At 60.8% G+C, this 22,198-nt stretch carries 15 protein-coding genes; 11 read left to right on the forward strand and 4 right to left on the reverse strand.

All coding sequences use genetic code 11. The features are described from left to right. The first annotated feature begins 2 nt into the window (after positions 1-2). Positions 3-935, forward strand: a complete 933-nt coding sequence (gene rpoS / locus ACQAYK_RS00790) for an RNA polymerase sigma factor RpoS (protein ID WP_215872604.1) — start codon at positions 3-5, stop codon at positions 933-935. A gap of 2 nt (positions 936-937) precedes the next feature. Here the strand turns inward: rpoS and ACQAYK_RS00795 are convergent, their stop codons facing one another. Then, a complete protein-coding gene (locus tag ACQAYK_RS00795) occupies positions 938-1,312 on the reverse strand; it encodes an Mth938-like domain-containing protein (RefSeq protein ID WP_215872605.1) in 375 nt (124 codons plus the stop codon). A gap of 87 nt (positions 1,313-1,399) precedes the next feature. On the opposite strand from ACQAYK_RS00795, the gene alaC reads away from it, so the two are divergent. From alaC to ACQAYK_RS00820, 5 genes are read left to right on the forward strand one after another with little or no spacing between them, the layout of a single operon-like run. Further along, a complete protein-coding gene (gene alaC, locus ACQAYK_RS00800; RefSeq protein ID WP_215872606.1) occupies positions 1,400-2,584 on the forward strand; it encodes an alanine transaminase in 1,185 nt (394 codons plus the stop codon). After that, entirely contained in the window at positions 2,581-3,903 is a 1,323-nt protein-coding gene (locus tag ACQAYK_RS00805) for a homoserine dehydrogenase (RefSeq protein WP_215872607.1), read from the forward strand. The genes alaC and ACQAYK_RS00805 overlap by 4 nt, the downstream gene beginning before the upstream one ends. 22 nt (positions 3,904-3,925) lie before the next feature. Further along, on the forward strand, positions 3,926-5,059 hold the full coding sequence (gene thrC, locus ACQAYK_RS00810) for a threonine synthase (RefSeq protein WP_215872608.1): 1,134 nt from the start codon (positions 3,926-3,928) through the stop codon (positions 5,057-5,059). After that, the gene (locus ACQAYK_RS00815) at positions 5,059-6,018 is read left to right on the forward strand and encodes a hypothetical protein (protein WP_215872609.1); all 960 of its coding nucleotides are present in this window, start codon (positions 5,059-5,061) and stop codon (positions 6,016-6,018) included. Before thrC ends, ACQAYK_RS00815 begins: the two co-directional genes overlap by 1 nt. A 2-nt stretch (positions 6,019-6,020) precedes the next feature. Further along, positions 6,021-7,781 carry a single-stranded-DNA-specific exonuclease RecJ gene (locus ACQAYK_RS00820; RefSeq protein ID WP_215872610.1) on the forward strand — a complete coding sequence of 587 codons (1,761 nt, stop codon included), beginning with the start codon at positions 6,021-6,023 and terminating at the stop codon, positions 7,779-7,781. Here ACQAYK_RS00820 and ACQAYK_RS00825 read toward each other — a convergent pair. Next, a complete protein-coding gene (locus ACQAYK_RS00825) occupies positions 7,778-10,252 on the reverse strand; it encodes a heavy metal translocating P-type ATPase (protein ID WP_215872611.1) in 2,475 nt (824 codons plus the stop codon). The genes ACQAYK_RS00820 and ACQAYK_RS00825 overlap by 4 nt on opposite strands. 73 nt (positions 10,253-10,325) lie before the next feature. On the opposite strand from ACQAYK_RS00825, the gene ACQAYK_RS00830 reads away from it, so the two are divergent. Further along, positions 10,326-11,843: an MFS transporter gene (locus ACQAYK_RS00830; RefSeq protein WP_215872612.1), complete on the forward strand. Its 1,518-nt coding sequence runs from the start codon at positions 10,326-10,328 to the stop codon at positions 11,841-11,843. Here ACQAYK_RS00830 and katG read toward each other — a convergent pair. Further along, positions 11,832-14,009, reverse strand: a complete 2,178-nt coding sequence (katG, locus tag ACQAYK_RS00835; protein WP_215872613.1) for a catalase/peroxidase HPI — start codon at positions 14,007-14,009, stop codon at positions 11,832-11,834. The two genes, ACQAYK_RS00830 and katG, sit on opposite strands and share 12 nt — an antisense overlap. Positions 14,010-14,160: 151 nt before the next feature. Here katG and ACQAYK_RS00840 point away from each other — a divergent pair, with 151 nt between their 5' ends. Beyond that, the gene (locus ACQAYK_RS00840; protein ID WP_255789949.1) at positions 14,161-16,425 is read left to right on the forward strand and encodes an FdhF/YdeP family oxidoreductase; all 2,265 of its coding nucleotides are present in this window, start codon (positions 14,161-14,163) and stop codon (positions 16,423-16,425) included. A 13-nt stretch (positions 16,426-16,438) separates the two neighbouring features. Here ACQAYK_RS00840 and ACQAYK_RS00845 read toward each other — a convergent pair whose 3' ends face one another. Further along, a complete protein-coding gene (locus tag ACQAYK_RS00845; protein WP_215872615.1) occupies positions 16,439-18,622 on the reverse strand; it encodes a TonB-dependent receptor plug domain-containing protein in 2,184 nt (727 codons plus the stop codon). 221 nt (positions 18,623-18,843) lie between these two features. On the opposite strand from ACQAYK_RS00845, the gene ACQAYK_RS00850 reads away from it, so the two are divergent. The 3 genes from ACQAYK_RS00850 (at position 18,844) to prfB (ending at position 22,181) form a co-directional block, all read left to right on the forward strand. Next, entirely contained in the window at positions 18,844-19,953 is a 1,110-nt protein-coding gene (locus ACQAYK_RS00850; protein WP_215872616.1) for an S-(hydroxymethyl)glutathione dehydrogenase/class III alcohol dehydrogenase, read from the forward strand. A 5-nt stretch (positions 19,954-19,958) separates the two neighbouring features. Then, positions 19,959-20,804 (forward strand): S-formylglutathione hydrolase, encoded by an 846-nt coding sequence (gene fghA / locus ACQAYK_RS00855; RefSeq protein WP_215872617.1) that lies wholly within the window; start codon positions 19,959-19,961, stop codon positions 20,802-20,804. Between the two features lie 278 nt (positions 20,805-21,082). Then, positions 21,083-22,181 (forward strand): peptide chain release factor 2 gene (gene prfB / locus ACQAYK_RS00860; RefSeq protein ID WP_215872618.1). Its coding sequence is split into 2 segments (ribosomal slippage): positions 21,083-21,157 and positions 21,159-22,181, totalling 1,098 coding nucleotides; the frame shifts between segments, so codons are not numbered across the junction. Positions 22,182-22,198: the final 17 nt, after the last annotated feature.

The following is a 22,198-nucleotide window of genomic DNA, read 5'->3' on the forward strand; positions in this document are numbered from 1 at the left end:
ACATGAGCAGCGAAGCGTTGGAACTGCGGTCGGAGCTGGAACTGGAAGAAGAAAATAGCCAAGACAACGACGCAGCAGCTTCTCCCTTCGCCGAGCATGGTCCGGATTGGGATGCCACCCAGTGCTATCTCGAAGAGATTGGCCATAATCCGCTGCTGACGGCAGAGGAAGAGATCACTCTGGGGCGCTTGGTGCAACAGGGCGACAGCGCCGCGCGCCAGCGTATGATCGAATGCAACCTGCGTCTGGTGGTTCGGCTGGCGCGACGTTATATCAATCGCGGATTGCCCCTCCTTGATCTGATTGAAGAGGGCAATCTTGGCCTGATCCATGCGGTGGAAAAATTCGACCCGGAGAAGGGCTTTCGCTTTTCTACCTACGCCACCTGGTGGATTCGGCAAAACATCGAGCGTGCCCTGATGAACCAGACGCGTACCATCCGTCTGCCGATTCATGTCATGAAGGAAATTTCCTCCATTTTGCGTGCGGCGCGTTGCCTGGAGCAAAAGCTGCAGCGCGATCCCACGCCGGATGAGGTAGCCGCAGCACTGGACCGTCCAGTGGAGCAGATTCGTCAGTGCCTTGACCTCGATGGCCGGGTCACCAGTCTGGACTCTGGCGGTGGGCGGGAAGAGGATCTTGGTCTGGCCGAGATTGTGCACGACCCCGAGGTGGCCGGTCCCGAAGAGCGTCTGGCGGAGCTCAACCTCAACCAGCGCATGTACGATTGGATTTCGGCGCTGGAGGAAAAGCAGCGCCTGGTGCTGTTCTGGCGTTTTGGTCTGGACGGCAACGACGGTGCCACCCTGGAAGATGTGGGCGGTCGACTCGGTCTGACGCGCGAACGGGTGCGCCAGATCCAGGTGGAGAGCCTCCTCCTTCTGCGGCGGCGCATCGAGGCCGAGCAGCTAGATCCCTTCACCCTGTTTTCCTGAACTCAGGCGCTGATGGGCAGCAGCGCCGCTGCCACTTGCCGGTCTTCTGCCAAAAGGATGCCGTAGGTGCGGCAGGCCGCGGCGCTGTCCATTGCTTCCACCGTCAGTCCGCTATCGCGCAGGGTGCGCAGTAGGGTGACGTCGAGGTGCTGCCTCCGTCCGGTGCCGAGTAGCACGACTTCTGGAATGGCAGCCAGTAGCGGTTGGAAATCCTCGCGGTCAAGTAGGCCGGCGTGGGTCGGACCCCAGGGGTGCAGCAAGAGGTCTTGCGCGAGCAGAACGCCGCCGTGGTAATGCTGACCATCGATGACAAATCCCAGCTCATCGTAGGATTGCAGGTTGTGGCGCAGGTTGCCGACCTGCCGGTGTAGTTTCATGCCCGTCTCCTCAATTGACAGCGCCGATTTGCCTCTCTATTGTTCTCCGATTTTGATAGATGCCTCAAGGGCAGGACTCTGGTAGCCATGAACAGCGATTTCGAGCGGATTCGACGCCTCCCGCCATATGTCTTCAATATTGTCACGGACCTGAAGCTGCAGGCCCGCAAGCGTGGCGAAGACATCATCGACTTTGGCATGGGCAATCCCGATCAGCCGACGCCGCAGTTCATCGTCGACAAGCTCTGTGAGACCGCCCAGCGCGGCGATACCCACCGCTACAGCGTCTCGCGTGGCATTCCACGGCTGCGAAAGGCCATTTCCGGCTGGTACGAGCGCCGCTATGGCGTTTCCATCGATCCGGAATCTGAGGCCATCGTCACCATTGGCTCGAAGGAGGGGCTGGCCCATCTGGCCCTTGCTACCATGGGCCCCGGTGATACGGTGTTGGTGCCGAGCCCGACCTACCCCATCCATCCCTATGGTTTTGTCATTGCCGGCGCCGATGTGCGCCATGTGCCCATGCTGCCGGGTCTCGATTTCTTCGACGAACTGGAAAAGGCGATAAAGGCGGCGTGGCCCAGACCCAAGATGCTGGTCATCAACTTTCCGCACAACCCCACCGCTGCAGTGGTCGATCTGGACTTCTTTGCCCGCATCGTGGAATTTGCCAAGGAACATCGCATCTGGGTGGTCCATGATCTGGCCTACGCCGACATTGTCTTCGATGGCTATCAGGCGCCGAGCTTTTTGCAGGTGCCGGGGGCCAAGGATGTCGGGGTCGAGTTCTTCACCCTGTCCAAGAGCTACAACATGCCTGGCTGGCGCGTCGGTTTCGCGGCGGGTAACCCCAAGCTGATCGGCGCCCTGGCACGCATTAAGAGCTATCTGGACTATGGCACGTTTACCCCCATCCAGGTGGCCTCCATCACTGCCCTGGAAGGGCCGCAGGATTGCGTCGAGGACATCCGCAAGATGTATGAACAGCGCCGTGATGTCCTTTGCGAAGGATTGAATGCGGCGGGATGGGAGGTGACGAGCCCGAAGGCCACGATGTTCGTCTGGGCGCGGATCCCGGAAGAACTGCGCGGCAAGGGATCGCTGGAGTTCTCCAAGATGGTGTTGGAGCGCGCCAAGGTGGCCGTCAGCCCGGGCATCGGTTTTGGCGAACTCGGCGATGAATATGTGCGTTTCGGTCTGGTGGAGAACGAGCATCGTACCCGGCAGGCCATTCGAGGGATCAAGCAGATGTTTCGCGAGGGATGGGGATGAGCACCGACAGTCGTCCAGTGCGCGTTGGCATCCTCGGTATGGGTACCGTGGGACAGGGCACCGTGCGCGTTCTGCTGCGCAACGCCGAAGAGATCACCCGCCGGGTAGGGCGCGATCTGCGTGTGGTCCACGCGGCGGTGCGCAGTCCGCAACGGCTGCAAGGTCTCGATTTTCCTGGCCGGGTCAGCGTGGATCCGTGGGCGGTGGTGCGCGACTCCGAGGTCGATGTGCTGGTGGAGGTGATGGGGGGCACTGGCCTTGCGCGCGAGCTGATCCTCGCCGCCATCGACAGCGGCAAGCATGTGGTCACCGCCAACAAGGCGCTGCTCGCTGAGCATGGCAACGAGATCTTCGCCGCGGCGCAGCGCCGCGGTGTCATGGTGGCCTTCGAGGCGGCGGTAGCCGGGGCTATCCCGATCATCAAGGCGATCCGCGAGGGCCTGGCAGGCAACCGCATCCATTGGCTGGCAGGGATCATCAACGGCACCAGCAATTACATTCTCACGCAGATGTTTCGCGAGGGCTGGAGCTTTGCCGAGGCCTTGGCCAAGGCGCAGGAGCTTGGCTATGCCGAGGCCGATCCGGCCCTCGACGTGGACGGCGGCGATGCGGCGCACAAGATTACCCTGATGGCCTCCATCGCCTTTGGTATTCCCGTGGACTTTGCCCACTGCCATGTGGAGGGCATTCGCTCCTTACAGGGCGAGGATGTGCACTATGCGGCGGAGCTCGGTTACCGCATCAAGCTGCTGGGCATTGCGCGGCGACGTGACGATGGTGTCGAGCTGCGCGTGCATCCCACCCTGATTCCTCAGGATCATCTGCTTGCCCACGTGGAAGGCCCCTTCAATGCCGTGCTCGCCGATAGCGATGCCGCGGGGCAGAGTCTCTATTACGGCCGCGGCGCCGGTGGCGATCCGACCGCCAGTGCGGTGGTGGCCGATCTGGTCGACGTAGCACGCACCATGACCGCCGATCCCAGCAATCGGGTGCCGCATCTGGCCTTTCAGGCGGATGCCCTGAGCCCCTTGCCCTTGTTGCCCATGGCCGAAGTCGAAAGCGCTTACTACCTGCGCATTCAGGCGGAGAACCGCGCTGGGGTTCTCGCCCAGCTGGCGACGATTCTGGCGGAATATCAGATCTCCATCGAGGCGCTGGTGCAGCGTGAGCGTCCTGGTGCCGCATCGGTTCCCATCGTCTTGCTTCTGCATCGTTGTCGCGAGGGCGATCTGGAGCAGGCCATTGCCCGTATCGAGGCCCTTCCCGTCGTCACTGCAGCGGTGCTGCGCTTGCGCGTCGAGTCCCTGGACGAAGGCTAATTTCCACTCAAGGATCTTTGACATGACCCGTTACACCGGAATTATCGATCGTTACCGTGCCTTCTTGCCCCTGCAACCGGAAACCGAGGCGGTTTCCTTGGGGGAAGGCAACACGCCGCTCATCGAATGCATCAATCTGCCGCGCCAGCTGGGTATCGACCTGCGGCTCTTCGTGAAGTTCGAGGGCCTGAATCCCACCGGGTCTTTCAAGGATCGCGGTATGACCATGGCGGTGACCAAGGCCAAGGAAGAAGGCAGCGAGATGATCATCTGCGCCTCGACCGGTAATACCTCCGCCGCTGCCGCTGCCTATGCGGCGCGGGCGGGGATGCGCGCCTTCGTCGTCATTCCGGAAGGCAAGATCGCCCTGGGCAAGCTGTCGCAGGCCATGATGCACGGCGCCTTGGTCCTGCAGATTCGCGGCAACTTCGATGCCGGTATGCAGATCGTCCAGGACGTGGCGGCCAATGCCCCCATCACCCTGGTCAACTCGGTCAATCCCTATCGTCTGCAAGGGCAGAAGACGGCGGCCTTCGAGATCATCGAGGCGCTGGGTGAGGCCCCCGACTACCATGCCCTGCCCGTTGGCAATGCCGGCAACATCACGGCGCACTGGATGGGCTATTGCGAGTCCACCGATTCACGTTGTGACGTCGGGGATGTGCTGACCGGGGCGTGCAAGTTCTGCGCGGGACAGTGCCCCTATGGGCAGCAAACGGGCAGCAGCAAACGGCCCAAGATGCTGGGCTTTCAGGCGGCAGGCAGCGCACCTTTTATCGCGGGCGACTTCGTGCGCGAGCCGGAAACCATCGCCACCGCCATCCGCATCGGTCGCCCGATGTCCTGGGAGCAGGCGCATCAAGTACAAAAGGAGAGCGGTGGCTGGTTTGCCGCGCACAGCGACGCGGAGATCCTCGAGGCGCAGCGTTGGCTCGCGCAGTACGAGGGCGTCTTCTGCGAGCCGGCCTCGGCAACCTCTGTTGCAGGCGTGGTGGCGGCCGCGCGGGCGGGCAAGATCGAGGCCGGGGCAACGGTGGTCTGCACCTTGACGGGGCACGGCTTGAAGGACCCGGACGCTGCCATTGCCCAAGGCGGATCGGTCGTCACCGTCGATGCCAATCTGGAGGCGGTGCAGCGCGCCATCCTGGAGCGCTGATGTCACGACTGGGCCTGTGGCTCACGGGCCTGCACGGATTGCCCGAGGAAAGGCTCGGTACGTTGCTACCAAGGCTTTGGGGGCAGGGCCGGGCCGAGCGCCTGGCGGCGCCATCCCGCTTGGAGGCGGCGGGCCGGCTCCTGGGTTTTTCTGCATCGCTGCCAGCCGCCGCCCTGCTGGCATGGCAGGATGGCGTAGACTGCGCTGGTGACTGGACACTGGCCTTGGAGCCGGTGGCGATTGGCGGGCAGGCGGGGAGGGCGGTGCTGACGCCCGTTGGGACGTTGCCAGAGGCTGAGGACGCCGCATTGTTCGCCGCCGCTCAGGCTCATTTTGCCGCCATGCCCTGGCGGCTGCAGCGGGGCCGCCAGCGCTGGTATCTGTGCAGCCGCTCTCCCCTCGCGCTGCACACCCCCGACCCCAATACGGTGTGGGCCCACGAACCCTTGGTGGAGCGGATACAGGGTGCCGATGCCCGCGCCGTGCATGCCTTTCTCAACGAATTGCAGATGCTGCTGGCCGCACATTCCCACAACGAAAAGCGCAGTGCCGAGGGTCTCGACCCCTGGTGTTACTTCTGGCCTTGGGGCGAGGGAAGCCTGCCCAGCGAGCGCCCGCAAAGCCCCTGGACCCACCTGGCGGCGACGGACGAGGAGCTGCGCGCGGCCCAGCGGTGGCTGGGGTTGACGGACTGGAGTCCTGGCCAGGATCCTTGGCCAGAGGCCCTGCTGTGGGTGTGGTCGGAGGACTGGCGTCTTCCCGAGGTGGCAGCGCAGTTCGAGCAACAGGCAGCCGCGCTGCGCGCTTTTCGCCAAAGGCACGGTGTCATCGACCTCTACACCGGGCTACTTGCCCAGGGGGATGGTCTGGAGCACCTGTATCTGTCACCGCGTAGCCGCTGGGCCTTCTGGCGTCGCCGTCGGCAGCCGGGCGCCGCGCTGCGACAAGGACATTGGTAGCGATGCAACGACCGAAAATCTGCACGCGGAAAGTCTCTGCGGAAGTAGAATCGGCGGCGCTGGCCCTTGGCTATCGCCCTTTGCAAGCGCGCATCATCGCTGGCCGCCTGGGCGCGGAGTATGCCGGATGCGTGGCGGATCTGCTATCGGGGAAGCTCGCGCAACTGAGTCCCCCCGACTTGCTCCCCGACATCGATGTCGCGGTGCAAGCCACCATCGACGCGCTGCGACGGCGCCTGCCGATTCTCCTCATCTCTGATTATGACGCCGATGGTGCCTCTGCCCATGCGGTGTTGAAACTGGCCTTTCGCGACCACTTTTTGGTGCCGGAAGAGCGGTTGCACAGCTTCATCGGCCATCGCCTGCGCGATGGCTATGGTGTCTCGGAGAAGCTCACCGAGCGCATTCTGGCCGAGGCACCGCGTCCGGCCCTGGTGATCACCGCCGATCAGGGCAGCAGCGATCAGGAGCGCATTGCCCGCCTGCAAGCTGCAGGCTTTACCGTCATCGTCACCGATCACCATGGGATTCCGGAGGCGGGCCCGCCCGCCGGCGCGGTTGCCTGCGTCAATCCGGTACGCCGCGATGGGCAGTTTCCCGACCCCTATGTGGCTGGCGTCCATGTCGCCTGGCTGTATTGCTGTGCGGTGCGCCAGGGCTTGCAGAAGGCGGGCTTGCTGCCGGCCACGGCCCCCAAATTGGGCGACTTGCTGGATCTGGTGGCCTTGGGGACGGTGGCGGACTGTGTGGATCTGGCCCGCTCCCCCAATAATCGAGCCGTCATCGCGTACGGCTTGCGCTTGATGAACGGAGCTCGCCGGCGGCCGGTCTGGACCGCCCTCGCCGCCCTGACCCGGAGTAGTGCGCAGATTGACGCCGCTACCCTGGCCTTTCGTTTTGCACCGTTGATCAATGCTCGTGGCCGTCTCGACTCGGCGGAGGACAGCGTACGACTGTTTTTGAGCGAAAATCTGCCCGAGGCGGAAAGCCTCGCCGCCGTGCTTCTGGAGGATAACGAGGCGCGCAAGGCGGTGCAGGCGCAGATGCTGGGTGCGGCGCAGCGGCAGGTGCAGGAACAGCTCCGCTCCGATGCCGCGGCGCTGTGCATCTTCGACCCCGCAGGACATGCCGGGGTGCAAGGAATCTGCGCGGCCAAGATCGTTGAGGCGACAGGTCGCCCGGTGGCTTTTTTTACTCCCAAGGAAGATCCTGATCTCGTCAGCGCTTCACTGCGCAGCGTTGGTGCTTTCCATATACGGGATGCTCTGGCGCAGATCGCCGCCCGCCATCCCGATGCCTTCCTGGCTTGGGGCGGACATGCCGGGGCCGGGGGGGTCACCCTGCGGCGCAGCGCCCTGGATGCCTTTCGTGGCGCCTGGGCAGAGCTGGCGGCGCCGCATTTTGCAGAAGAACCGCTTGGCCCACGCATCTGGACCGATGGCGCTCTGCCGACCCTGCCCAGCATGGAACAGTTGCAGGAAATCAGCGAGTTGGAGCCCTTTGGGCGGCAGTGGGAGGCGCCCCTTTTTGTTGCGGAAGGGACGATCAGCAGTCTACGCCCGGTGGGTGATGGCCGCCACCTTAAGCTTGCGCTGCGCCTGGGTGGCGAGGATTTTGACGCCATTTGGTTCTTTGCCAGTGAGGATGGTGAGCATCCCGTGCAGGCAGGCCAGCAAATCCGTTTCGCCTATGCCCTGGAGCGCAACGACTGGCGCGGTGAATCGCGCCTGCAACTGCAGATTCGCCATGCGGAGCCGTGCTAGGCGACGAAGGCGCGGATGCGTCGCAGGCGCAGGCTGTTGCCAAGCACGAAGATCGAGGAAAAGCCCATGGCAACCCCAGCGAGCATGGGATTGAGCTGCAGTCCCCAGGGCAAAAAGACCCCGGCGGCCAGGGGAATCAAGAGGATATTGTAAAAGAAGGCCCAGAAAAGATTGCCGCGAATCCGCCCCAGGGTTTGCCGGGCTGCCCGCAGAGCGGTGACCAGGGTGCCAAGGTCGGGATGACTCAGCGTCACGTCGGCGGCCTCCATGGCAATCTCCGTACCGCTTGCCAGAGCGATTCCGACATTCGCCTGGGCGAGGGCCGGGGCATCGTTGATGCCGTCGCCGATGAAGGCAACTCGCCGCCCCCCAGCCTGAACCTCCTGGACGATCTTGGCCTTGTCCTGCGGCAGTATTCGCGCATGTACTTCCTCGATGCCAAGTTGTTTCGCCACCCGGTGCGCAGCTGTCTCGCCGTCGCCGGTCACCAGGGCCAGATTCATTCCCATCTGGCGTAGTGCGGTGCAGACGGCTGGCGCTTCGGGCCGTAAGGCATCGGCCACCGCCAGCCAGCCCAGATAGGTATTGCCCTGAGCGACAAAGACGATAGTCGCACCGGCCGCTTCCTGACTACGCAGTTCGTCGTCCTCGGGGATGGCGATATTCTGCTGCTCCAGAAACTCCCGGGTCCCCACCCGCACCTGGGTGCCAGCCAACTGCCCTTCGACGCCTTGCCCAGGCACCACCCGGAAATTCTCGACCGGCTGGGAAGGCGTGGGCGCCGCATCGACAATGGCGCGGGCGATGGGGTGTTCCGAATCGCGCTCGACCGCCGCCGCAATCACCAGCGCTTCCTGGGCACCACCGCGAGCGACCAGGGTCGGGCGGCCGCGGGTGACGGTACCGGTTTTGTCGAACAATACCGTGTCGACGCCAGCGAGCATCTCCAGGGCACTGCCCTTGCGAAAGAGGACCCCCAGTTCGGCAGCGCGTCCGGTGCCCACCATGATGGCGGCTGGTGTGGCAAGACCCATGGCGCAGGGGCAGGCAACCACCAGCACGGCCACGGCCGTGGCCAATGCCAGACTGACGTTGGCGCTGTAAAGCGACCAGAACAGAAAGCTCAACAAGGCGATGGCGAGAACCAGCGGGGAAAAGATGCGGATCACCCGGTCCGCGAGACCCTGGATGGGCAACTTGCCGCTCTGCGCGGACTCCACCAGGGCAATGATCTGGGCCAGCACCGAGTCTTTCCCCAAGCGCGTGACCTCGATGCGCAGGCGTCCATCCTGGCAGAAGGTGCCGGCAAAGACCTCGGCGCCCGCTTCGCGTTTTTGCGGAATCGGTTCACCGCTGAGCATGGCTTCATCGACATGGGCGCTGCCCTCCAGCACCCGGCCATCCGCCGGAATACGCTCTCCGGGGCGTACCAGGAGATGATCGCCGAGACGCAATTGGCTAACGGACACTTCCTCTTCCTGCCCTTGCGCATCGATGCGTCGCGCAGTTTTCGTCTGCAGTTGCAACAGGGCGCGGATGGCCGCCGAACTGCGTCCCTTGGCGATCTCTTCCAGATATTTGCCGAGTAGCACGGCGGCGATGACCACGGCCGCGGAGTCGAAATAAAGATGACGAGCGCTGGCGGGAAAGACGAAGGGGACAAAAAGCACCAGGCTGCTATAGAGCCAGGCCGCGCCGGTACCGGTGGCGACGAGAGAATTCATGTCGGGAGACAGATGACGATAGGCAATCCAGCCGGGGCGGAAAAAACGCCGTCCGGGCCAGAACAGCACGACACTTGCCAGAACAAATTGCACGCCTTCCCAAAATTTGGGCAGTGGCGCGTTGGTCTCTAGCCAAGCGGCAAAAGCGGGTGAAAATGCCGATCCCATCGCCAGAAGAAGAATGATGAGGGCAAAACTGATAGCGAGGACCACATCACGGCCCATGGCGTGCAGGAGGACGGCCTTGTGGTCGCCTTCCTCCGTCTCCTCGCTGTGGTCCAGGTTTCTGGCGCCGTAGCCCGCTGCCTGAATGGCGGCTATCATCTCGTCGACGGAGATGCTGGCCGGCAGATAGCGGACCTGCGCGCGCTCCGTTGCCAAGTTTACGCTGGCTTCGAGCACCCCGGGTAGACGGCGCAGAGTACGCTCCACCCGGCTGCTACAGGAGGCACAGGTCATCCCCTCCACGGCCAGTTGCGCTTCGGCGCTGAGGGTGCCGTAGCCAGCTTTTTCGATGGCGGCAACGACGGTGGCAGCGGGCGTTTGCGCCGGATCAAACTGGATCTCTGCCGTTTCCGTCGCCAGGTTGACGCTCGCTTCCACCCCCGCCACCTTGTTCAAGGCCCGTTCCACCCGGCTGCTGCAGGAGGCACAGGTCATGCCCGTTACCCCCACGCGCAGGCGTTGGGTGCTCGGGGTGCGCGCGATCTTTTTATCGATGGATTCGGGTGTCAATGTGTCGTTCATAGCTGCAGGATAAACCCTTTACTGGTTTGTAAGGTCAAGGCCGTCTGTTCTCTTTTTCGCTTATACTGCATCCATGATCAATAGGGAAAATCTCGTCAACCTGGAACATTGGCTCTGTTCCGAATACGAGCAGATCGAATATCGCTTTTCACAATATCTGCCCAATCGTGCCCGGGTAGTGATAATACTCGCCGCGGTATTGGGGGTGGCATCGGCAAACCTCGCAGCACTGGGGGCGTTGGCTCATGCACTGGAGACCGCATTACATATCAGCGACGCGCGATTTGGTCTGGTGGGTACGGTAGCCTCGCTCTCTGGCGCGATACTCACCCTGATCGCCGGGGTCTGGGTGGATCGGCGAAAGCGCGTGCGGCTCCTGGCCATTTTTGCTGGCAGCTGGGCATTGGGTATGGCTGCCAGCGGCTGTATTCCCGGTTATCTGGAGCTGTTGCTGGCGCAGGTTGTGGTCGGTGCCAGCGGTATCTCCGTTGGCGCGGTAGTCGCCTCCTTGACTGGGGATTACTTTCCGCCCTCTCAGCGCGGCAGGATTTTTGGCCTGATTGTCGGTGGTGAGTTGTTGGGTGCGGGAATCGGAATGCTGGTGGCGAGTATCGTCGCCGACCTCCTGGGCTGGCGTTTTGCTTTTTGGAGTCTGGCATTGCTGGGGTCATTGGGAGTTGTCGTGATACGACGGTATCTGCGAGAGCCGCAACGCAATACGATGGCAAAAATTGCCATCGGCTCCCCAAGCCCTTCGCGCGCTGACTCCGCCCCAGCGCGTTCCCACAAGGTTGCCGATCTGATTCGCCGGATGGCGATTTCGCCATACCCCGACCGGGTGATGCACGAGGATCCGACCTGCTGGCCGTGGATACGGGCGGCACGTTACATTGTCACCATTCGTACCAACATCATTCTGGTTCTCGGCTCATCGGCCAGTTATTTTTATTTCACCGGACTTTTGGTATTTGCCGATCTCTATCTCATGCAGCGCTTTGATCTGCCCGCTGATACCGCCAGCATCCTGTTCATGGGACTAGGCAGTGGCGGAATCTTCGGAGTGTTGCTCAGTGGCTGGCTCGCAGATCGATTGTTACACCGGCACATTGTTGCGGCGCGGGTATGGGTAGCAGCGGGCTCCTTCTTTCTGACGGTGCTGGCCTTTCTGCCGGCCTTCCTGCTGCCCAGCGTCTGGGTAGCGGCGCCTTGTTTTTTTCTGGCGGCCTTGTTTTTGGGCGCTACCAATCCCACTCTGGATGCTGCGCGTCTCGATATCATGCACTCGCGCTTGTGGGGGCGAGCAGAAAGTGTACGCAATCTGGTGCGCTATACTCTGGTGGGGTTGGCGCCGCTGATGATTGGGCTTTTGGTTGGATATTTTCAGAAAAGCGGTGACCAAGGCGCCGAGGCCCTCGGGCATGCCTTTCTGCTGTTGCTGATTCTTCTATTGATTGCCGGCCTCGCCATGGTTTTCGCGGCCTTCACCTATCCGCGCGATGTGGCGACGGTATTGGCGTCTGAGGGCGCACCGTTACCTGTGACCTCGGATGCAGAGCATCCGCAGGCCCAGGTTCGCGAGTCAGGGGACTAAATCGAAGCGATCGGCGTGCATGACCTTCGCCCAAGCCTCGGCAAAGTCTTGAACAAATTTCTGGCCGGAGTCGTCTTGCCCGTAGACCTCGGCAATGGCGCGCAGCTGCGAGTTGCTGCCGCAAACCAGATCGACCCGTGTGGCCGTCCATTTCTCTGCGCCGCTGCTGCGTTCGCAGACGCGAAAGAGTTGCTCGCTATTTTCCGCTTTCCAGACATTGTTCATGTCGAGAAGGTTGACGAAATAGTCGGTACTGAGCACACCGGGACGATCGGTAAAGACCCCATGTCGACTATTCTGGTAATTGCCATCGAGCATGCGCATGCCACCCAGCAACACCACCATCTCGGGTGCGTCTAGCCCGAGAAGCTGGGCCTTGTCGATCAGCAGCTCCTCTGCAGACACCGACGACTCGCCGCGTTGATAATTGCGGAAGGCATCAGCGAAGGGCTCGAGTACGGCAAAGGACTCGACGTCCGTTTGCTCGGCGCTGGCATCCACGCGCCCGGGCTGGAAGGGGACGATCACCGGATAGCCAGCCGCCCTTGCCGCCTCTTCTACCGCAGCATTGCCGGCAATGACGATGAGATCGGCCAGCGAGATTTTCTTACCCTTCGCAGCGCCGTGAAACTCCTCCCGTACCGTTTCCAGTTTGTCGAGCACCTGTGCCAGTTGCTCCGGCTCATTGACTGCCCAGTCCTTCTGCGGAGCCAAGCGAATTCGCGCTCCGTTTACGCCACCGCGTTTGTCGCTACCACGGAAGCTGGCGGCTGCTGACCAGGCCGTGTATACCAGTGAGCGCGTCGGCAGGCCACTGGCAAGGACCCGTTTTTTGAGTTCGGCAATGTCCTGTTCGTTGATCAGCGGATATTCAACGGCGGGCAGGGGATCCTGCCAAAGCAGGTCTTCTGCGGGTACGTCCGGTCCCAAGTAGCGCGATTTTGGACCCATATCCCGATGGGTGAGTTTGAACCATGCACGGGCAAAGGCATCGGCAAATTCCTCGGGGTTCTCCCAAAAATGCTTGCAAATTCGTGCATACTCAGGATCGTGGCGCATAGCCATATCGGCATCGGTCATGATGATCGGTACCTTCTTACTGGCATCTGCGGCGGCTGGCGCCATGTTGGCGTCGGTATGTTGGGTGGGGGTCCATTGCCAGGCGCCGGCGGGACTTTTGACGGTCTCCCACTCATTGCCGAAAAGTACCTCGAAGTAGCTCATGTCCCAGGTGGTTGGCGTAGGCGTCCAGGAACCCTCCAAACCGCTGCCGATCTGGTCGCCACCTTTTCCGGAGGCGAAGGTGCTGACCCAGCCCAAACCTTGGTTTTCCAAAGGACTCGCTTCGGGCGCTGGACCCACCATGCTGGCATCGCCCGCACCATGGCACTTGCCGAAGGTATGCCCGCCAGCGGTCAGGGCCACCGTCTCGTAATCATTCATGGCCATGCGGGCAAAGGTCTGGCGTACCTCACGCGCGGATACCAGGGGATCTGGTTTACCGTTGGGACCTTCGGGATTGACATAGATCAGCCCCATCTGCACGGCGGCCAAGGGATTATCGATGCCGCCGTCTGCGTCATGGCGCTGGTCTTCCAGCCAAGTGCCCTCTGGTCCCCAGTACACGGATTCGTCGGGCTCATAGACATCCTCCCGTCCACCAGCAAAACCAAAGATTTGTAGACCCATGGATTCGAGAGCGCAGGTGCCTGCGAGAATGATCAGGTCCCCCCAGGAGAGTCGGTTGCCGTATTTCTTTTTGATCGGCCAGAGCAGGCGACGGGCCTTGTCGAGGTTGACGTTATCTGGCCAGCTGTTGATCGGCGCAAAACGCTGCTGCGCCATTCCTGCGCCGCCGCGGCCATCGCTGGTGCGGTAGGTGCCTGCCGAGTGCCAGGCCATGCGAATGAAGAGCGGGCCATAATGGCCGTAATCGGCCGGCCACCAGTCCTGCGAGTTGCGCATGAGAGCGAAGAGGTCTGCCTTCACTGCAGACAAATCAAGCTGAAGGAATTCTTTGCGGTAGTTGAAATCGCGATCCATAGGGCTGGTCGCGGAAGTGAACTGATGCAATATCTTGAGATTCAGCTGATTGGGCCACCATTCCTGGTTATGTTTCTGTTTTCCGACGTTGGGGCTGGGGTGAAACGGGCATTCTCCAGACATTTCTAACTCCTGTTGCAGGTGGATGATCTGTGAAAGATAAAATCTATCTTTAAACAAAGTCAAATTAGAGAATGATTATATTTATCTTCGGTGAGCACGATTTACGATGGCTTCCTATACTAAGAGTATGGACAAAATCGGGAGAATGGCAGTGGAAAGGAAATCCCAGGTGAATCTTCCCAAGCCACCGGCGGGTGGCTGGGGATCGGTAGAGGGTATCGTACATATCTACGGCGAGAGCTGGGCCACCCCCGCGGCGCTGGAGACCCTGGCACGCCTCAACAAGCCTGGCGGCAGCATGTGTACCTCCTGCGCCTGGCCCAAGCCGGTCAATTACCATCCCTTCGAATTCTGTGAGAATGGCGCCAAGGCGATCCTCTGGGACACCACCTCGGCACGCTGCACACCCAGATTCTGGAAGTCGCATACCGTCACCGAACTGCGTAGCTGGTCCGACCACCAACTCGAAAAGACCGGACGCCTCACGGCACCGCTGCGTTACGATCGCGAGCAGGATCGCTATGTCGAGGTCTCCTGGGACGAGGCCTATTCCGCCATCGGTCAGACCCTGCACCGTTTGCCCAGAGAACAGGTGGTATTCTACGCCTCGGGGCACGCCGGTCTGGAGGCCTCCTATCTCTACGCCTTGCTGGCCCGCGTGTATGGCAACAACAATCTGCCGCAAAGCTCCAATATGTGTCACGAGACCACCAGCGTCGGTCTCAAGCGCGTCATTGGCTCGCCGGTAGGCACGGTAATCTGGGAAGATCTGGCCGAGGCTGACTGCTTCTTTTTCTTTGGTCAGAATCCCGGCGTGAACTCCCCCCGTTTTCTGCATCCCCTCAAGGATGCCAAAAAGCGCGGGGCCAAGGTCATCACCTTCAATCCGGTGCGGGAACAGGGTCTGGTAGCGTTTGTCGATCCCAGTAGCGTGTCGGATATGCTCAGTGGCCACGAGACGCAAATCTCCGATCAATATCATCAATTGCGTGCCGGTTCCGATATCGCTGCCCTTACTGGCCTGTGCAAGGCGGTCCTGGAGGCGGATGAAACCCAGGGTGGTACGGTCATCGATCATGCGTTCCTGGCCGAGCATACTCATGGCTTCGAAGATTTCTTCGATTTTTTGCGGGCGACGTCCTGGGCGACCATCTGTGCGGAAACCGGCTTGAGCGAGGACGCTCTGCGCGCGGCGGCGGCGGTCTACATGGCTGCCGAACGGGTGATTGGCGTATACGGCATGGGATTGACGCAGCAGGTCCATGGCTCGACGAACGTCGGCATGCTGGTTAATTTTCTTTTGCTGCGCGGCAATATCGGCCGCCCCGGTGCCGGTTGTTGTCCAGTGCGCGGGCACTCCAATGTGCAGGGGCAACGCACGGTGGGCATCGCGGAAAAAGCGGCGCTCGTTCCCATGGACAAGCTGCGCGCCCTCTTCGACTTTGAACCGCCGCAGAAGGACGGTATGCACATTGTCGAGGTTGGTGAGGCCCTGCTACGTGGCGAGGTGGCGGCCACGATCAGCCTCGGCGGCAATCTGCTCCGGGCAATGCCCGACATTGCACGTTTGCAGGAGGTTTGGCCGCAGCAGCAGCTGACGGTGACGGTGTCGACCAAACTCAACCGCAGCCATTTGTACCCCGGCAAGGCATCTTACATCCTCCCTTGCCTGTCGCGCGTGGAGATCGATGAGCAGGCGACGGGCAATCAAACCGTGACCATTGAAGACAGCTTCTCCATGATCCACCCATCCATCGGGCACCGCGAACCGGCCTCGCCGCAGCTGCGCTCGGAGCTGGCGATTGTAGCGGGGATTGCCAAGGCGACCCTGGACCCCAATCCCAAGCTGTGCTGGGACGACTGGCAAGCAGACTATGGCCAGGTACGCGATCTGATCGCGGCTACCTACCCGGAGGACTTCCATGATTTCAACGCCCGGATTCAGAAGCCCGGAGGTTTTTGGCGGGTCAACGCGGCGCGCGAGCGGGTCTGGAAAACTCCCAGCGGCAAGGCCGAATTCACTCTGCCGGAACGCCTCAATGCCCTGGATTTTGCCGATGCACCAGGGCGCTACCGGCTCATTACCCTGCGCTCCAATGATCAGTTCAATACCACGGTCTACGGCTATTCCGATCGCTTCCGCGGCATCGAGGGTACGCGCGATGTGCTCCTCATGAACGCCGCGGATATCGCGGATGCCGGTCTGCGTCCGGGACAAAAGGTATCGCTGCTCGGTGACGCGGCGGATGAGGTAGAGCGTCGGGTGGACGGTCTGGAGCTCGTATCTTTCGAGATCCCGCGCGGTACCGTTGCCGGGTATTATCCCGAGCTGAACCCGCTGATTCCCATCTCGGAGCACGACAAGCTCTCGAAAACGCCCGCTTCCAAAGGAATTGCGGTGCGCCTGGCATGCTGATCGGACTACGATCTCAAAACTGATAACGGAGATCGAGATTCACCGACCGCCCCGGGCCGGGTAGCGGGATGCCATAAACAAATGGCTTCTGTCCCAGGTACACCCCGCCGAGGGGCTGGTAGTAGAGCTGGTTGAGCAGGTTTTCTAGGCGCAGACTGGCCTGCCAGGGACCGGAGCGATAGCGCGTGCCCAGTTCCAGCAGCCCGTAACCCGGCGTCTGCAGTTCATTGCGCAGGGGATCGACCCGGGTCTTGCTGGCGACCAGGGTCTCGCGCATCCAGTTTTCCCAGTGGCCCCAGTCCTGGCGCAGGGTGAGATTGCCATTCAGTGGCATGATCCGATAGAGCGGTACGTCGAGGCTGAGATTCTCACCGCGGGTATAGGCCATCTTTCCGTCGAGGAAAAAGTCCCCCCACTGCTGGCTGCGCAGCAGCAGTGTCTGCCCTTGCAGGTTGACCCCCCAGATCAGGGCATTCTGGTTGCGGTATTGCAGGTTCACGAAACCGCTTTCTACGTTACGGTTGGCGATGGTGCAGGCGCCGCCCAAGCTCGTTGGGCAGCGCTCGACGCCGATGTAGTTCTGGATGTAATTCACATAGGGGGTGACCCGCAGATCCCAGTGGCTTTCCTCTAGGTGGAGGCTGGCGCTGATGGTGTTGCTGGTCTGGGCGCGCAGGTGCAGGTTGCCGATGTAACCGTTGCCATCCCCGGAAAAGCTATTCATGAACATCGCCATCTGGTTGCTGGACCAGGGGTAGAGCTCATAGAGACTGGGTGCCTGGACGTTGCGCGCGTAACCCAGCTCCAGGGCCGTCGCGGCAGTGGGGTGATACTGCAGAATGGCGCTGAGATCCCAGTTGCTGAAACTACGGGAGCGATCAGCGGCATTGAACTGCCCTGGCACTGAGCCCGGCATGGCCGGATTCCCATACATCATGGGGTTGTAGCCTTGCACCGGCCCGCTGTTCATGTCTACCGCAGCGAAACGCAGGCCCAGGCGGCTCATCCACTCCGGACTCCAATGGTGCGACCAATCGGCAAAGGCGTCGTAGTGATTCTGCCGACCATCGCGGATATTCCAGAAGGTATCCGGGCCCATCATCCGGTTGCTCGGCACTGGCGTCCACCAATCGTTCAGGTGATAGCGTGCAACCTCGATGCCGGTACGCAGCAGGTCCTGTGGGCTGAGATCCAGCCCGAACTCCAGACGCAGACCATTTTTTACTCCCTGAGTATACATGGGCATCTCTGGTGCCATAGCGGTGATTTTGTCCGGCAGGAAATTCATCTCGTGTTGGATGAGAACATTGTAGACTCGGGCATCGACAAAGCCCCAGTGAAAGCCGCCGCGATAGTGCAGATTGAAACTGGTCTGCTGGTTATCGGTCAGATCCATACGCACATTGGGGTAGCCCTCATAGGGAATGTGCTGGTGACTGATGCGCAGCGTGAGCTCTTGGGTATTCCAACGGCCAGCCAGGGTCACGCTCTGGTTTTCGCTGCGGAAGGCGCTGGAGCCCACGGTTTTTGCCGGAATACTGGATGTCGCGGCTTTGAATCCCTTAGCCGCCTGATAATTGTCACCCTGGCTGAGACTGCCGGCATACTGAATGGAAAAATGCGGCGTGGCGCCATATACGGAGAGATTTTCTCCATGAATATCACCATTGCTTTGATAGAAGGCGCCAACGCTGCCGCCATAGGTATATTTCTGTGTTGGGCTGGCAAAGATGGGCGCTGTTGCGGAAACCAGGATCGTGCCCCCCATGGCGTTGTCGCTGACACTTACCGGCGCCACCGTGGGGTAGACTTCGATTTTGCCGATCTGACTGGACGGCAGATACGACAGGGGCGGGATCATCTGGTTGGGGCAGGCATTCGGGATCGAGATGCCGTCCACCCGCAAATTGAGATTATCGCTCGCCAGGCCATTCAGATAGGGCAAGGCAGAGACGCCACCTGAGGCGACACTCTGTGCGCCGCTCACAAAGTCGAGCAGGTGGCTGCTGTCGGCACCACTGGCGGGGTGCGTGAATGTTTCCGTCTGTTGCCCGATTTCAGCGCTGTTGTGCACCTGTACCTGTACCAGGAGAGGAGTGGGGTCGATATTGCTGGGCTCGGCGGCTTCCGCGTCGGCCGGTACGCTCGTCGTAATCATCGCCAGATACATCGCAAATCTGAGTTTTTTTAAGATCATGTTGCTCACTCCAAGGTTTTCTGCATGATCTATTGGAGGTGATATTTTGGCGAATGGAATGTTTTAATTTGTGCTTAAGACAAGATTATCCATAAAGTAAAATTTCCATTTTATAGTTAATAAATAGCTATATTCTGATACATCGGTTTTTTTCGGACGAAGTTTGCCAAGCTTACATACCGGATGGTATCTTTCTGTCATTCCTTGACTTCGGAGATCCCATGGACGTTCGTGCAGCCGTAGCCTTCGCCTCCCAGCAGCCTCTTTCCATCGAAACCGTGCAATTGGAAGGACCCAAAAGCGGCGAGGTGCTGATCGAAATCAAGGCCACGGGCGTCTGCCATACCGACGCCTACACCCTCTCCGGGGCCGATCCGGAAGGGCTCTTCCCCGCCATCCTCGGCCACGAAGGGGCAGGGGTGGTGGTCGAGGTCGGGCCCAATGTGCGTTCGCTCAAGCCGGGTGACCACGTCATCCCTCTCTACACCCCGGAATGTCGTGAGTGTGAGTATTGCCTCAACCCCAAAACCAATCTCTGTCAGGCCATCCGTCCGACCCAGGGCAAGGGCTTGATGCCCGACGGTACCAGTCGCTTCTCACTGAATGGCAAAATGCTGCATCACTACATGGGCACATCTACCTTTGCCAATTACACAGTGTTGCCGGAGATTGCCGTAGCCAAGATTCGCGAGGATGCCCCTTTCGAAAAGGTTTGTTACATCGGTTGTGGCGTGACCACGGGTATCGGCGCGGTGGTTTTTACCGCCAAGGTGGAGGCCGGCAGCAAGGTGGTGGTTTTTGGTCTGGGCGGCATTGGCCTGAACGTCATCCAGGGAGCGCGGATGGTCGGCGCGGACATGATCGTTGGTGTCGACGTCAATCCCGGCAAGCGCGCTTTGGCTGAAAAATTTGGGATGACCCATTTCGTCAACCCCAAGGAAGTCGAGGGCGATCTGGTTTCCTACCTGGTGGGCTTGACCGGCGGTGGAGCGGATTACACCTTCGAGTGTGTGGGGAATACGCAGTTGATGCGTCAGGCTCTGGAGTGCGCGCACAAGGGCTGGGGTACCTCGGTGATCATCGGCGTGGCGGGTGCCGGCGAGGAAATCAGCACCCGGCCTTTTCAGCTGGTGACCGGACGCAACTGGCGCGGCTCGGCCTTCGGGGGTGCGCGCGGGCGTACCGATGTGCCGAAGATCGTCGATTGGTACATGGATGGCAAGATCAATATCGACGACCTCATCACCCATGTGATGCCGCTTGAACAGATCAATGAGGCCTTCGACCTCATGCACGAAGGCAAGTCGATTCGCAGCGTCATTACCTTCTGAGGGCGATGATGGAGCTCGAATGTGTTGCCGAAAATCGCTGCTTTGCCGGCAGCGTCAGGCGCTTTCGTCATTTCTCCAATGCTTGTCAGACGCCCATGCGCTTTGCAGTCTACTTGCCGCCGCAGGCACAGAAAGAGCGGCTGCCCGTGCTGTATTACCTCGCTGGCCTCACCTGCACCGAGGAAACCTTTCTCATCAAGGCGGGCGCCCAGCGTTGGGCTGCCGAGCTGGGGCTGATCCTGGTGGCGCCGGATACCAGCCCGCGCGAGGCGCGTCTGCCCGGTGATGATGCCCATTGGGATTTTGGTATGGGTGCGGGTTTTTATTTGCGTGCTGCGCAGGCCCCCTGGCAGCAGCACTACCAGATGTATGACTATGTGACCGAGGAACTACCCGCTCTCCTGGCGCAGGAGTTTTCCGTGGATGCGACGCGGGCGAGCATCATGGGCCACTCCATGGGTGGGCATGGCGCGTTGATCTGTGCCCTGCGCGAACCGCAGCGCTATCGTTCCGTTTCGGCTTTTGCTCCCGTCTCGGCTCCCGGCCAGGTGCCTTGGGGAGAGAAGGCCTTCACCGGTTATCTCGGGGAAGATCGCCAAGCTTGGGCGGAATGGGATGCCAGCAGATTGGTGCTGCGCCAAAGATTCCCGGGAGAAATTTTGGTGGATCAAGGCTTGGCCGATCCCTTTTTGAAAGAACAGCTGCGGCCGGAGATTTTTTCTGCCGCCTGCGCGGAGGCCGGGCAGCCGCTCCGCTATCGCGAACACGCTGGTTATGACCACAGTTATTATTTTATCTCCAGCTTTATGGAAGAGCACCTGCGGCACCACGCGGCGGCGCTACAGGTGTGAGCTTGTCTCTTCACCAGGCTCGGCATTCTCCGTTTACGGGACCGGTTCTGGAAACGACCCGCAGTCCCCTGACGGTCTGATTGACCAGACCGACCTTGAAACGCTTTCACTTCGGTTTCAATGACCGCGATCCTGTGAAACAGATCCGTGCCTTCGGATAGCAGATGTTTCTCGGTGATGTTTCTCGGTGCTGGTCGTTAGAGCAATCTTTGCGCATACTATGCGCCTTTGGCGCCAGGCAGATCATGGTCTGGAGTCTCACGAGACAAGGATTTGCGATGCGTGAAGTGAATGAGATGCGCGCCCTGCGCGACGATCTCCAGGCCCGGTTGGACGGCCTGAGGGGGTATCTTTGACCTCGAAGAAAAGCGGGGCCGATTAGAAGAAGTCGGGCGGGAGCTCGAGGATCCCGCGATCTGGAACCAGCCGGAGAAGGCACAGGAACTGGGGCGGGAGCGTGCCAGCCTGGAGGCCATCGTGCGGCCGATGGATGAGCTCGCCACCAAGGTCGCCGACAGCGCTGAGATGCTGGAACTGGCTCTGGGCGAAAATGACGCGGAGCTTCTGGCAGCCGTCGATGCCGATCTCGATCAGGCCCTGGCAGCGGTGGAAAAGCTGGAATTTCAGCGGATGTTCTCTGGCCCCCATGATGCCGCTGACTGTTTCGTCGACATCCAGGCAGGTGCCGGTGGCACCGAGGCGCAAGACTGGGCGGAAATGATTCTGCGCATGTACCTGCGTTGGGCGGAGGCGCATGGGTTCGCCGCCGAGCTGGTGGAAGTCTCGGAAGGAGAGGTGGCAGGGATCAAATCGGCGAGTATCCACGTAAAAGGCGATCATGCCTTCGGCTGGCTGCGCACGGAAACCGGAGTCCATCGTCTGGTGCGCAAGTCGCCCTTCGATTCCGGTAATCGGCGGCACACCAGTTTTGCCAGTATCTTTATCTATCCCGAGATCGACGACAGCTTTGAAATCGATATCAATCCCGCCGATCTGAAGACCGACACCTATCGCGCCAGCGGCGCTGGCGGTCAGCACATCAACAAGACCGACTCGGCGGTGCGTATCACGCACGTGCCGACGGGTATCGTGGTGGCCTGCCAGACCGATCGTTCGCAGCACAAGAACCGCGCCGAGGCGATGCGCATGTTGCGCTCCAAGCTGTACGAGATGGAGCTGAAAAAGCGCGAAGCGGAAAAGCAGGCGTTGGAGGAGAGTAAGAGCGATATCGGCTGGGGGCATCAGATCCGCTCCTATGTACTCGACCAGTCACGGATCAAAGATCTGCGTACCAGTGTCGAAGTGGGCGATACGCAAAAGGTGCTCGATGGTGGTCTGGATATTTTCATCGAGGCGGCCCTGAAGGCCGGACTCTGAGGCAGGGAACGAGGACA

This window comes from Acidithiobacillus sp. AC3 (genome assembly GCF_050261095.1).
GTDB lineage: Bacteria > Pseudomonadota > Gammaproteobacteria > Acidithiobacillales > Acidithiobacillaceae > Igneacidithiobacillus > Igneacidithiobacillus copahuensis.